The sequence below is a fragment of the Paenibacillus cellulositrophicus genome, assembly GCF_009363095.1.
GTDB lineage: Bacteria > Bacillota > Bacilli > Paenibacillales > Paenibacillaceae > Paenibacillus_AQ > Paenibacillus_AQ favisporus.
Window position 1 is genome coordinate 4,650,487 of sequence record NZ_CP045295.1, and the last position, 12,395, is coordinate 4,662,881.

At 60.9% G+C, this 12,395-nt stretch carries 9 protein-coding genes and 1 pseudogene; all 10 read left to right on the top strand.

Annotated features, from left to right (window positions below; all coding sequences use genetic code 11):
* The first annotated feature begins 1 nt into the window (after window position 1).
* The 10 genes and pseudogenes from solA (at window position 2) to GCU45_RS34245 (ending at window position 12,374) form a co-directional block, all read left to right on the top strand.
* A complete protein-coding gene (gene solA, locus GCU45_RS20985; RefSeq protein ID WP_152400274.1) occupies window positions 2-1,168 on the top strand; it encodes an N-methyl-L-tryptophan oxidase in 1,167 nt (388 codons plus the stop codon).
* A 21-nt stretch (window positions 1,169-1,189) separates the two neighbouring features.
* Complete coding sequence (locus GCU45_RS20990; RefSeq protein WP_152400276.1) at window positions 1,190-1,657, top strand: DinB family protein; 468 nt, start codon at window positions 1,190-1,192, stop codon at window positions 1,655-1,657.
* Window positions 1,658-1,729: 72 nt separating this feature from the next.
* Window positions 1,730-3,067 (top strand): LLM class flavin-dependent oxidoreductase, encoded by a 1,338-nt coding sequence (locus tag GCU45_RS20995; protein ID WP_089549934.1) that lies wholly within the window; start codon window positions 1,730-1,732, stop codon window positions 3,065-3,067.
* Window positions 3,068-3,078: 11 nt separating this feature from the next.
* Window positions 3,079-4,317, top strand: a complete 1,239-nt coding sequence (locus GCU45_RS21000) for a M20 metallopeptidase family protein (RefSeq protein ID WP_152400278.1) — start codon at window positions 3,079-3,081, stop codon at window positions 4,315-4,317.
* 2 nt (window positions 4,318-4,319) lie between these two features.
* Complete coding sequence (ssuE, locus tag GCU45_RS21005) at window positions 4,320-4,886, top strand: NADPH-dependent FMN reductase (protein WP_076174972.1); 567 nt, start codon at window positions 4,320-4,322, stop codon at window positions 4,884-4,886.
* A gap of 318 nt (window positions 4,887-5,204) precedes the next feature.
* Window positions 5,205-6,533 (top strand): LLM class flavin-dependent oxidoreductase, encoded by a 1,329-nt coding sequence (locus GCU45_RS21010; protein WP_145160822.1) that lies wholly within the window; start codon window positions 5,205-5,207, stop codon window positions 6,531-6,533.
* Between the two features lie 83 nt (window positions 6,534-6,616).
* Window positions 6,617-8,272 carry an ABC transporter substrate-binding protein gene (locus GCU45_RS21015; RefSeq protein ID WP_152400280.1) on the top strand — a complete coding sequence of 552 codons (1,656 nt, stop codon included), beginning with the start codon at window positions 6,617-6,619 and terminating at the stop codon, window positions 8,270-8,272.
* 19 nt (window positions 8,273-8,291) lie between these two features.
* On the top strand, window positions 8,292-9,218 hold the full coding sequence (locus GCU45_RS21020) for an ABC transporter permease (protein ID WP_152400282.1): 927 nt from the start codon (window positions 8,292-8,294) through the stop codon (window positions 9,216-9,218).
* Between the two features lie 19 nt (window positions 9,219-9,237).
* Window positions 9,238-10,134, top strand: coding sequence for an ABC transporter permease (locus GCU45_RS21025; RefSeq protein ID WP_089549939.1), 897 nt, complete (start codon window positions 9,238-9,240; stop codon window positions 10,132-10,134).
* A gap of 16 nt (window positions 10,135-10,150) precedes the next feature.
* Window positions 10,151-12,374, top strand: a pseudogene (locus tag GCU45_RS34245) (dipeptide ABC transporter ATP-binding protein).
* Window positions 12,375-12,395 lie beyond the last annotated feature (21 nt).

Consider the following 12,395-nt stretch of genomic DNA (forward strand, 5'->3'; position numbering starts at 1 on the left):
CATGGGAAAATGGTATGACGTCATTGTCGTAGGGGCGGGCTCGGTCGGCATGAGCACTGGGTATTACCTGGCCCGCCGCGGAGTGAAGACGCTGCTGATCGATGCGTTTGACCCGCCGCATCAGGAGGGGAGCCACCACGGGGAACCGCGCCTGATCCGGCACGCTTACAGCGGCGATCCGGTTTATACGGAAATGGCGATCCGCGCGCACCGACTCTGGAACGAAGTCGAGGACTTGACCGAGACGAAGCTGCTCGTCCAGTCCGGCGTGCTGAACCTCGCCGACAGCGGCCTGTATTCCTACAGGGAACGGATCGAACTGGCCAAGCGGCATGGTTTGCATCCCGAATGGCTGGATGCGGCGGAGATCCGCAGACGCTGGCCCGAGCTGCGCGTGCCGGATTCGTTCGAGGCGATGTATGAGCCGGCCGCCGGATATCTGCACAGCGAGCGCTGCGTCGGAGCTTACCGCAAGCTGGCCCTCTCCAAAGGCGCAGAGCTGCTGACTTACGCAAAGGTCCGGGGCATCGAAGCGCATCAGGACGGGGTCACGGTATCGACAAAGGAAGGCACTTACCATGCCTCGTTCGCGGTTCTGAGCGCCGGCGCCTGGTTCGGCACGCTGTCCCCGTTCGTTAACCTTCCGGTTCGAGCCGTCCGCAAAACGGTGGGCTGGTTCGAGACGAACACCCCTGCTTTCGATAACGGACGGTTCCCCGGGTTTACGCTGAATGCGCCGGAGGGCTCTTATTACGGCTTTCCTAGCATCGGCGGGGCCGGGCTCAAAATCGGCCGGCACGACACCGGGCATGCCTGGCAGCCGGGCGAGGAGCTGGCACCCTTTGGTTCGCTCCCCGAGGACGAAGGCGACTTGAGGCGCGCCTTGGATGCCTACATGCCGGGAGCTTCGGGCCGGTTGAAGCGGGGAGTGGTATGTAAATACGAAATGTCGCCCGACGAGGGCTTTATCATTGACCGGCATCCAGAGCACCCGCAAGTGTGGGCAGCGGGCGGATTTTCGGGGCATGGCTTTAAATTTTCGAGCGCGGTCGGCAGCCTGCTGGCGGACCTGATCTTGGACGGCCGCAGTCCGCACAATATTGCGCCGTTCTCCCTGTCCCGGTTTCATCCATCGCCCGCCGACACGCCAATATCACCCGTATCCTAATCAGTTGGAAGGAGCGTTCATATGAGCGAGGTTCAAATTGACAAATTCAGCGGCACACACCGTCAACTGCTCGCAGCCATCGAAGGTCTGAGCGAGGAGCAGCTGACCTGGAAGCGGGCGCCGGAAGTATGGAGCGTGCAGGAGGTCCTCTCGCACCTGACCGATCACAGCATCGTGACCTCATTTCGCATCCGCGACATTCTTGCGGGCACGGCAGCGCAGCTGCCAGCGTTCGAACAGGACGCCTGGGTCAGCGGCCAGCATGCCAATCAAGGCGGCACGCCGGACATCCTCGATGCTTTCCACGCGCTGCTCACGTATAACACGCTGCTGCTCCAGCGGCTTACGCCCGAAGACCTGACGAAAACCGGCGTAAATCCTAGAGGTCAAACCGTCAGCGTCGCCGATCTGGTCAACGGATTTATCCGGCACGTGGAGAACCACTTGGGGCAAATCGAGCGCATTAAGCAGGCGGCAGCATTGGTCTAAGCCCTTTTCAGGCGGGAGGACTGAATTTTTATCCATAATAGAATCGCTTTTTAAATAAGGAGGATGGAAGAGATGGCCAAGAAAAGACAATTGAAACTCGGCGCGCTGCTGCACGGTGTCGGAGGGGGAACCTCCATGTGGCGCCATCCGGATGCCCAGCCCGACGCCAGCGTCAATTTTGAGATTTACAAACGGTGGATCCAAAAAGCCGAGGAAGGGAAGATGGACCTCATCTTTATCGCGGACGGCTTGTATATTAACGAAAAATCGATCCCGCATTTTCTGAACCGTTTTGAGCCGATCACGATTCTGAGCGCGCTCGCGTCCGTCAGCAAGAACATCGGGCTTGTCGGCACGTTATCCACCTCCTACAGCGAACCCTTTACCGTATCCCGCCAGTTCGCTTCGCTCGATATGATCAGTGGCGGGCGCGCCGGCTGGAACATCGTGACGTCCCCGCTGGAAGGGTCGGCACTGAACTACAGCAAGAAGGAGCATCCCGAACACGATAAGCGCTACCGGATCGCGACCGAATTTCTGGAAGTGGCCCGGGGGCTGTGGGATTCGTGGGAGGACGACGCGTTTGTGCGGAACAAGGAAACCGGGGTATTCTTCGATCCGGAGAAAATGCACACCTTGAACCATGAAGGCGAGTTTTTCTCGGTCAAAGGACCGCTGAACATCGCTCGCTCCAAGCAGGGGCAGCCGGTTATCTTTCAGGCGGGGTCGTCCGAGGTCGGCAAAAACTACGCTTCGAAGGAAGCGGACGCCGTCTTTACGGGGCACGAAACGCTGGCGGATGCGAAAGCCTTTTATCAGGATGTCAAAACCCGAGCCGCCTCTTTTGGACGCAATCCGGACGACGTGCTGATCTTCCCGGGCATCAGCCCGATTATCGGCAGCACACCGGAGGAAGCCGAGCGGAAATATCAGGAGGTTGCCAGCCTGGTGACGATCGAAAATGCGCTGAACTACCTCGGCCGGTTTTTCGAGCATCACGACTTTTCCCAGTATCCGCTTGACGAGCCGTTCCCGGATCTCGGCGATCTCGGCAAGAACAGCTTCCAGAGCGGTACGGACAAAATCAAAAAGGATGCCAAGGAAAAAGGCCTGACGCTCCGGCAGGTGGCGCTGCAGTCGGCCACACCTCGCGGCAATTTTATCGGAACCGCGGAGCAGGTTGCGGACCGAATTCAGGAGTGGTACGAGGAAGGCGGGGCCGATGGCTTCATGATTACGGCCGCCGTGCCGAAAGGGCTGGAGGAATTCGTGGACCAGGTGGTACCGATTCTGCAGGAACGCGGTATTTACCGGACCGAATACGAGAGCGACACACTGCGCGGCAATCTCGGGCTGGCGGTGCCGGAGAACCGGTATGCCGGAGCCAAGGCCGCGGCCGGACGTTCTTAAAGGAGCGGACGATGATCGGGCTGACACAGGCGGATGAACTGATGGAATTTGCCGGAGGGCTCCGCGAGGAGCTCGTCCGGATTCGCCGGGACCTGCACCGCCATCCTGAGCTGCTGTACGATGTGGCCCGCACCTCGGGCATCGTGGCCGGCCTGCTGGAATCCTGGGGGATCGAGGTCAGGCGCGGCGTCGGCAAGCACTTTGGCATGGGGGTCGTCGGAACGCTGCACGGTACCAGCGGCAGCGGCCCGACCCTGCTGCTTCGCGCCGACATGGATGCCCTTCCGATCCAAGAAGAGAATGAAGCCGAGTACCGCTCGATCCATGAAGGCGTCATGCATGCCTGCGGCCATGACGCCCACACAGCGATGCTGCTCGGCGCGGCACGGACGCTGGCGGCGCACCGCCACCGGATCCGGGGCACGATCCGGTTCGTGTTTCAGCCAGCGGAGGAAGGCGCGCTGCGAAGCCCGCTGGACGGGCGGCTGCTGTCGGGCGGCCGCGACATGATCGAGGACGGTGTGCTGGACGGCGTCGACCAATGCTTCGCGCTGCATGTCATGCCGGAGCTGCCCGTCGGCACACTGGGCGTGCATCCGCGCGAAGCAATGGCGGCTTCCAGCCATTTTACCGTCCGGTTTCAGGGCGCGTCCGGGCATCACAGCGCCCCGCACCAGGCGGTGGACGCGCTGCAGATGGCGGCGCGGTTCGTCACCGAGGTGAACGGTCTGATGGCGAACCGGGTCAATCCCGCGGAAGCGGCCGTTCTCGCCTTCGGCACGCTGCATGCCGGGTCGGCCGTGAACGTCATTGCAGCTGACAGCGAGCTGAGGGGGACCTTCCGGGCCTTCCGGAAGGAAACCGTTGCGGCGATCACGGAAGGGCTTCGGCGTCTGGCCGCCACCATCGCGGAAGCGGCCGGCGGAAGTTACGCCATGGAGCTGCGCGAAGGCATCGCCGTCGTGAATGACGGGGCCGCCGTCCGGCGGATCATGGCTGCGGCGCGGCAGGTGCTCGGCGAGGAGCAGGTGAGCTACCTCGATCCGCCCAGCCTGGCCGGCGAAGATTTCGGCTGGTACCTGGACCGCGTTCCCGGCGCTTTTGCCTTTATCGGCTGCGGGAACAAGGGAGCGGGAATCGTGCATGCGATCCACCAGCCCCGGTTTGACCTCGACGAGGATGTGCTGGTGCACGGGGTCCGGATATTTGTGAAGTTGGCAGTCTCAACCCCATCCCATGAGGAGGAATGATGATGACGAAAATAGCATTTATTGTGGGGAGCCCGACGCATGGGTCCCGCCTGTTCGCTTTGACCCAGTTTTTCGAGGACCGGCTGGCGCTGGCCGGATACGGGATCGATTTCATCTCGGCGGCGGATTTGCCGGCAGAGGATTTGCTCCGCGCAGATTTCAACAGTCCGGTGATCCGGCAGGTGATTGCGGCCGTGGAAGAAGCGGACGCAGTCATTATCGCGAGCCCGGTATATAAAGCTTCCTACTCGGGGGCGCTGAAGACGATTCTGGACGTCATCCCGCAGAAAGGCCTGCAGGGCAAACTGGTGCTGCCGCTGTTTATCGGGGGCACGATCGCCCATCTTCTGGCCGTGGATTATGCCCTGAAGCCGGTGGTAGCCGCACTGGGAGGCACGCATATTCTTGGCGGTGTATTCGCCGTAGACGGATGGATCACGCGCCTGGAGAACGGCGGTTTCGAGATCAAGGAAGAGCTGAGAGATCGCCTGGAATCCGCTTTAACTGAGCTTCGCAGCGAGCTTACCCGTTACGCCGTATTAACGCCGGCTGAAGAGCAGGCAGTCTGACCTCTATTTCATACTCCCTGTACTCCACATATAATACAGAGCTGTCCGAAACAACCCTGAGAACCGCGGTCCGCTAAGCACGGATCGGGGTTTTTCACATACCCGGAAAAGCCCGCAGTGTAAAGCCTTATAGAGAATGGAAAAGCCTGAATAGAAGATTTTAATACGGTATTGTAGCCCGAAAGGCATAGATGGTACAGTATCAGCAATAATCCCGACTATACTCATTGGAAAAATAATATTGAAACCGTCGAGGGTCATCTTTGGAGTCATTTTAAGCATCAACTCAAATTTATAAAAAGATGGAGTGAGTGAACTATGGGCAAAAACAGACAGCTTCGACTGGGGGCCACCATACACGGCGTGGGCAGCAGCCACACCGCCTGGAGACATCCGCAAATTCCTTCGGATGCGAGCGTAAACATTTCGTTCTATACACAGCAGGCACAGAAGGCGGAAGAGGGCAAGTTCGATTTTGTTTTCATTGCCGACGGCCTGTATATCAACGAAAAGTCGATTCCGCACTTTCTGAACCGGTTTGAGCCGATTACGATCTTGTCCGCGCTCGGCGCAGCCACTTCCCGGATCGGGCTTGTCGGCACGCTGTCGACCTCTTACAGTGAGCCGTTTACGGTCGCCAGGCAGTTCGCCTCCATCGACCACATCAGCGGCGGGCGCGCGGGATGGAACGTGGTAACTTCACCACTGGAAGGGACCGCGCTGAATTTCGGCGGCCGGCCGCATCCGGCCCATTCCGAGCGGTACCGGATCGCGGAAGAGTATCTTGAGGTGGTCAAAGGGCTGTGGGACTCTTGGGAAGACGATGCCTTTGTGCGGGATAAGGAGAGCGGGGTGTTCTTCGATCCGGACAAATTGCACCGGCTGAACCATGAAGGGGAGTTCTTCTCTGTGCAGGGGCCGCTGAACATTGCGCGCTCCCGGCAGGGGCAGCCGGTCGTGTTCCAGGCGGGCTCCTCGGACAGCGGCCGCAGCCTGGCGGCGAAAACGGCGGACGCCGTGTTCACCGGCCCGGAGACGATCGAGGAGGCCAAGGCCTTTTACCGGGACGTGAAGCAACGGGCAGCCGCACTCGGGCGCGCTCCGGAGGAAATTCTGATCTTTCCGGGCATCGGGCCGATCGTGGGCCGCACGGAAGAGGAAGCCGAGCGCAAATACCAGGAAATCGCCGGGTTGGTGACGATTGAGAAGGCTTTGGAATACCTTGGACGCTACTTCGAGCACCATGACTTTTCCCAATACCCGCTGGATGAGCCGTTTCCCGACCTGGGTGACTTTGGCTCGAACAGCTTCCGCAGCACGACCGACCGTATCAAGAGACGCGCCAAAGAGGAGAACTTGACGCTGCGTGAAATAGCGCTGCAGGAAGCGACGCCGCGGACGGTGTTTATCGGGACGCCGGAGAAGGTGGCGGATTTGGTGCAGCAGTGGTTTGAGGAAGAGGCCGCCGACGGCTTCATTATCGGATCGGGCGTGCCGGGCGGATTGGACGATTTCGTCGAGCTGGTGGTCCCGATTCTGCGCGAGCGGGGGTTGTTCCGCACGGAATACGAGGGAGATACGCTGCGGGGAAATCTGGGCCTGCCGGTGCCGGAGAACCGCTATACAAAGCAAAAAGCGCTGTCCTAAACGGGACGGGGGCTCTGCCAATCTGCGGAGTCCCTGCACCCTGCATGCAAACGATATTTGGATCTGAAGGGAGTCTGAGAGAGATGAAGTTTTATTCGAAAAACAGGCGTAAATCGGCAGCCGCCGCTCTGCTGGTCATGGTTATGCTGCTGTCCGCTTGCGGAGGCAAGCAGACGGCCTCCCAAGGGCAGACGGATAGCGGGGCGGCACCGGCCGTACAGGGAGCATCCGCCAAGGGCGGGGAGCTCACCTACGCTCTGGCGACGTCGCCGGATACACTGGACCCGCACCGCAGCGGCCTGGCCGTCGCGGTCCGTGTCATCCGCACCATCTACGACAGCCTGGTCGTTCAGCTGCCGGACAATACGATCAAGCCGTGGCTGGCGACGGAATGGACCATTTCAGACGATGGGCTGAGCTACACGTTTAAGCTGCGGAAGGACGTCAAGTTCCAGGACGGAACGCCGTTTAACGCCGAGGCGGTCAAGTTCAACTTCGACCGGATTCTGGACCCCGCCACCAAGGCGGCGAATGCGGCCGCCCTGCTTCAGCCCTACAAGTCTTCCGAGGTCATCGACGAGTACACGATCAAGCTGAATTTGTCGACGCCCTCACGGGCTTTTCTGGGCAACCTGAGCCAGGCGCTGCTTGGCATTGTGTCGCCGACTGCAGCCAAGCAATACGGGGATCAGCTTGGGCAGCATCCGGTAGGCACGGGGCCGTTCAAATTCGTCAAGTGGGATGAGAATGCCGACATCAAGGTCGAGCGCAATCCGGACTACGCTTGGGCGCCGGAGATCGTGACCAATACAGGGGCGCCTTACCTGGACAGCATCGATTTTAAAATCGTACCCGAAGAGGCCACCCGGATCGGCAGCGTACAGAGCAAGCAGGTGCTGGCCGCCGAGACGGTGCCGCCTCAGAACATCCTGACCTTGAAAAAGGATCCGAATTTCCAGCTGCTGCAGGCAAATACGCTCGGCCTGCCGTACACGCTGTTCTTCAACCAGGAGCGCGCGCCGTGGAACGAGCTGAAGGCAAGGCAGGCGGTGCAGCTGGCCGTGGACGTGGACGCCATCGTCAAAACGCTGTACTTGGGCACGTACGAGCGGGCCTGGTCCCCGCTGACCCCGGGCACCTTCGGTTATGACCCGTCGCTGGAAAACTCGGTCAAACCGGATATCGCCAAAGCCAATCAGCTGCTTGACGATCTGGGATGGGTTAAGGGAGCGGACGGCGTCCGGACCAAGGACGGGAAGAAACTGACCTTGCACTACGTCGACGGCACGCCAAACCGGGAGAAACGCAACGACATCGCGGTCATGGTGCAGCAGCAGCTGAAGCAGATCGGCGTGGACGTTGAGGTCGAGATCACGAAGGATGTCCGCACTGTGGTCTACACCAACGGAAACTATGATTTGTACGGCAACAGCCAGGTCAACTCCGATCCGAATGCGCTGTACTCCTTCTACCATTCCTATGATCCAAAGAGCCGGCCGACACTGCCGAGACTCGCCAGTCCGGAAGTCGACAAGTGGCTGGAAGAGGGACGGGTCGAGAAGGACGATGCCAAGCGCGAGGAGCTGTACCAAAAAATTCAGCATTATATCATCGACAACGCGGTCATTCTGCCGATTTACGTCTTCCCGTATACGGTGGCCGCTTCCAAATCGGTACAGGGACTTACCTTTGATTCCCTCGGGTATCCGCTGTTCAACGACGTATCTTTGCAAAAATAGAAAGGAGGCTTGAGGCGGCATGCTGTGGATGGTAACCCGGCGCCTTGTAACGTCGCTCCTCGTCATTATCGGCTCGCTCGTTTTGGTGTTCACGATCCTCTACGTTCTTCCCGGGGATCCGACCGACAACATGGTCGATCCCTCGATGGCGACGCCGGAGGTCATTGCGAACTTAAGGCATCAGCTGGGTGTGGACCAGCCGTTTCACATCCAGCTGCTCCATTATTTCGGGAGCATCCTGCAGGGGGATTTCGGCAAATCCCTGCTGAATTCCGATCCGGTGCTGCCCAAAATCGCCGAGAGCTTCCCCGCCACCTTGGCCCTGACCGGAGCCAGCGTGCTGGTATCCGTGACCGTGGGTCTGCTGCTTGGCGTCCTGTCGGCCATTCACCGGAACGGGGCGATTGACATCATCGCCCGCGTCATCGGGCTGTTCGGCATCTCCATGCCAACCTTCTGGTCGGGCATCCTGCTCATTCTGATTTTCTCCATTACGCTGGGCTGGTTTCCGGCGATGGGATCGGACGGGTGGCAAACGCTGGTTCTGCCCGCACTGGCGCTTGGCACGGTCGGGAGCGGCTTTATTATCCGGATGGTCCGCAACAGCATGCTGGAGGTCATCAGCGAACAGTTCATCGTGACGCTTCGTTCCAAAGGACTGGCGGAGCGGGCGGTCATGTACCGTCACGCGCTGCGCAATGCGCTGATACCGGCCGTCACGATGACGGGCATGCTGATCGGTGACATGCTGGCCGGCACGGTTGTCGTCGAGACGGTGTTTTCCCGCCAGGGCATCGGCCGGATCATTTCGGACGCGATCATGGCCAAGGATCTCCCGGTTGTCCAGGGCGTCATTTTGTTCTCAGCCATCATCTATACGCTGGTTAACCTGCTGGTGGATCTGTCCTATACGCTGATCGATCCGCGCGTGAGACGTTCAACATAAACCTTAGGAGGGAGCAGTTATGAGGGAGGCGGTATCCGCCAAGACGGTCTGGCGCGAGCGGAAGCTTGCAGCCGCGGCCGCACCGAAAATCCGTAAATTTACGGCAAGCGACCTGTTCCTGGTGGCGGCCGGATTAATCATTTTGTTTGTGGCGGCCTGTGCCATCGTGCCGCAGTGGATTGCGCCCTATGCCCCGACGGAGATGCGGACGGACAGCATCATGCAGGCGCCAAGCGGCGCGCATCTGTTCGGTACCGACTATTTCGGCCGGGATATTTTCAGCGTGGTCGTGTACGGGAGCCGGGACTCGCTCTTTATCGGCTTTGCTTCCGTCCTCGTCGGCGGCCTGCTTGGGGGAACGATCGGGGCGCTGTCCGGTTATGCGGGCGGCTGGATCGACACGGCGATCATGCGTCTCAATGACGTGCTGATGACGATCCCGGGCATCCTGCTGGCGCTGGCCATCGCCGGTGCGCTCGGTCCTAGCCTGTTTAACATCGTGCTGGCGGTAGCCGTATCCTCCGTGCCGGGTTATGCCCGGGTGATGCGGGCGCAGGTGCTGAGCATCAAGAGCCGGACGTTCGTCAAAGCGTCAGTATCCATCGGCGCTTCGCCGCTGCGTGTGTTCTGGAAGCATGTGCTGCCGAACAGCCTGTCTCCGCTGCTGGTCATGGCAGCCATCGGTATCGGGACGTCCATTCTGACGGGATCGGGCCTGAGCTTTCTGGGCCTCGGGGTTCTGCGCGAGGTTCCGGACTGGGGGACGCTGCTCTCCCAAGGCAGAGGCTATTTGACCGCGGCCTGGTGGATCTGCACCTTCCCGGGATTGGCCATCACCGCATTCGTGTTGTCCGTCAACATTATCGGCGACCGGCTCCGGGACCATTTCGATCCGAAGAAAGTCACGCAGCGCTAAAGGAGGAGGAACGTCAATGAGCACTTTGCTTGATATCCGGGAGCTGTCCGTCGATTTTACGACCCGGAAAGGGACGCTGCAGGCGATCCGGGACGTGACCCTGTCGATCGAAGCCGGGGAAACCGTCTGCCTCGTCGGGGAGTCGGGCAGCGGCAAGACGGTGGCCTCCAAAGCGATCATGCGTCTGATCGACCATGAGAACGGGCGCATCAGCGGAGGAAGCCTTCTTCTGGACTGGGACGGACCTGGCAGGCCTGCCGGAGGCCGAACTGCGCCGGATTCGCGGCAAACGGATGGCGATGGTGTTCCAGGAGCCGATGGCGGCCTTCGACCCGGTCTTTACGATCGGGCAGCAAATTCAGGAGACCATCTTGCAGCATGAGAAAGTTTCCAAGCGGGAGGCCAGGGAGCGCGCCGTCCGGCTGCTGAAGCGGGTCGGTATTCCGGAGCCGGAGCTGCGGCTGAAGCAGTATCCGGGCGAGCTGTCCGGCGGAATGCTGCAGCGGGCCATGATCGCCATGGCGCTGTCCTGCGGGCCGGACCTGCTCATCGCGGATGAGCCGACCACCGCGCTGGACGTTACGATCCAGGCGCAAATTTTGCGCCTGCTGAAAGAGCTGCAGGCCGAGCTCGGCATGTCGATCCTGCTGATCACCCATGATCTCGGGATCGCCGCTGAAATTGCCGACCGGGTGGTCGTCATGTATGCCGGCGAAATCGTCGAGGAGGCGCCGGCTTCCGAGCTGTTCCGCCTTCCGCGCCACCCGTATACGCGGGGCCTGCTCCGTTCCGTCGCGACGCTCGACACGGTCCGCGGCACGAAGCTGCATTCTATCGAAGGGTCCATCCCGAGCCTGGCCGCACTTCCGCTGGGCTGCCGCTTTCACCCTCGCTGCCCCTTTGCCACGGAGCGCTGCACGCAGGAGGCGCCGGTCTTAACCGGATCCGGCGAGCGCCGGAGCGCATGCTGGCATGCGGAGGAGCTGGTTCAGTCGGAGGGCTGGATGGCCCCTGTCGTGCCGGCGGGCTCCGGTGCAACTGAGGGTTCCGGTGCAGCCGATGGTTTCGGTACAGCAGTAGGTCTCGGTACAGCTGAAGGTTTCGTTGCGGCGGCATCCAATGCGATGGCTGTTTCGGGTGCAGCTGCAGGTTCTGGCGCCCCGGCGGCTTCCACCGAGACGGCTGCTTTACGCGTTACACGGGATGGCGGCGCAGAAGAAGACATTGAGGGACGACGCGAAGCCGGCTCAACTGGGGCAGCGGAAGAAGCGGATGCTTTGTTTACCGTAGATCACCTGAAAAAGTATTACCCGGTGCATGGCGGAGGCATCGGCAAAGCGAAAAAGCTGATCCGCGCCGTGGACGACGTCAGCTTTACGATCCGCAAGCGCGAAACCTTCGGCCTGGTCGGCGAGTCCGGCAGCGGAAAGTCGACGCTGGGCCGGGTGCTGCTCCAGATGGAGCGTGCCACGGCAGGGACGGTTCTTTTTGACGGCAAGGACCTGACGAACCTGGGAGGACGTGAACTGCGCGCCGCCCGCCAGCATATGCAGACGATCTTCCAGGATCCGTACGGATCGCTGGATCCGCGCTGGAGGATCGGCGACAGCATCGCCGAGCCCCTTAAGGTGCACGGTCAGGGGCAGCGCCCCCCGGCCGACATCAGTCGCCGCGTCAGCGAGCTGCTTGAGCTGGTTGGGCTAGACCCGTCATGGGCGCAGCGGTATCCGCACGAGTTCTCCGGCGGGCAGCGGCAGCGGATCGGCATCGCCCGCGCGATCGCCCTGAACCCGCGGTTCATTCTCGCCGACGAAGCCGTATCCGCGCTGGATGTATCGGTTCAGGCCCAGATCATCAATTTGCTGCAGGACCTGCAGCAAAAGCTGGGGCTGACCTACCTGTTCATCGCCCATGGCCTGCAGGTTGTCCGGCATCTGTCGGACCGGATCGGCGTGATGTACCTCGGGAAGCTCGTGGAGATCGCACCGAGCGAGTCGCTGTTTCTCGCCCCGGCCCACCCGTATACCCAGGCTCTGATCGAGGCCATACCGCAGACCACGCCCCGCCAAGGCCAGCCGGCCGGAAGCCTGGAAGGGGAGATTCCCTCGCCGGCCAATCCGCCCTCGGGCTGCCGGTTCCATACCCGGTGTCCGTTTGCCACAGACCGCTGCCGGCAGGAGGAGCCAGCGCTGCGCCAATTGGACAGCGGTCACCACGCGGCCTGCCACTATGCGCTGTGACGGGATGGCCGCCACCTGAAC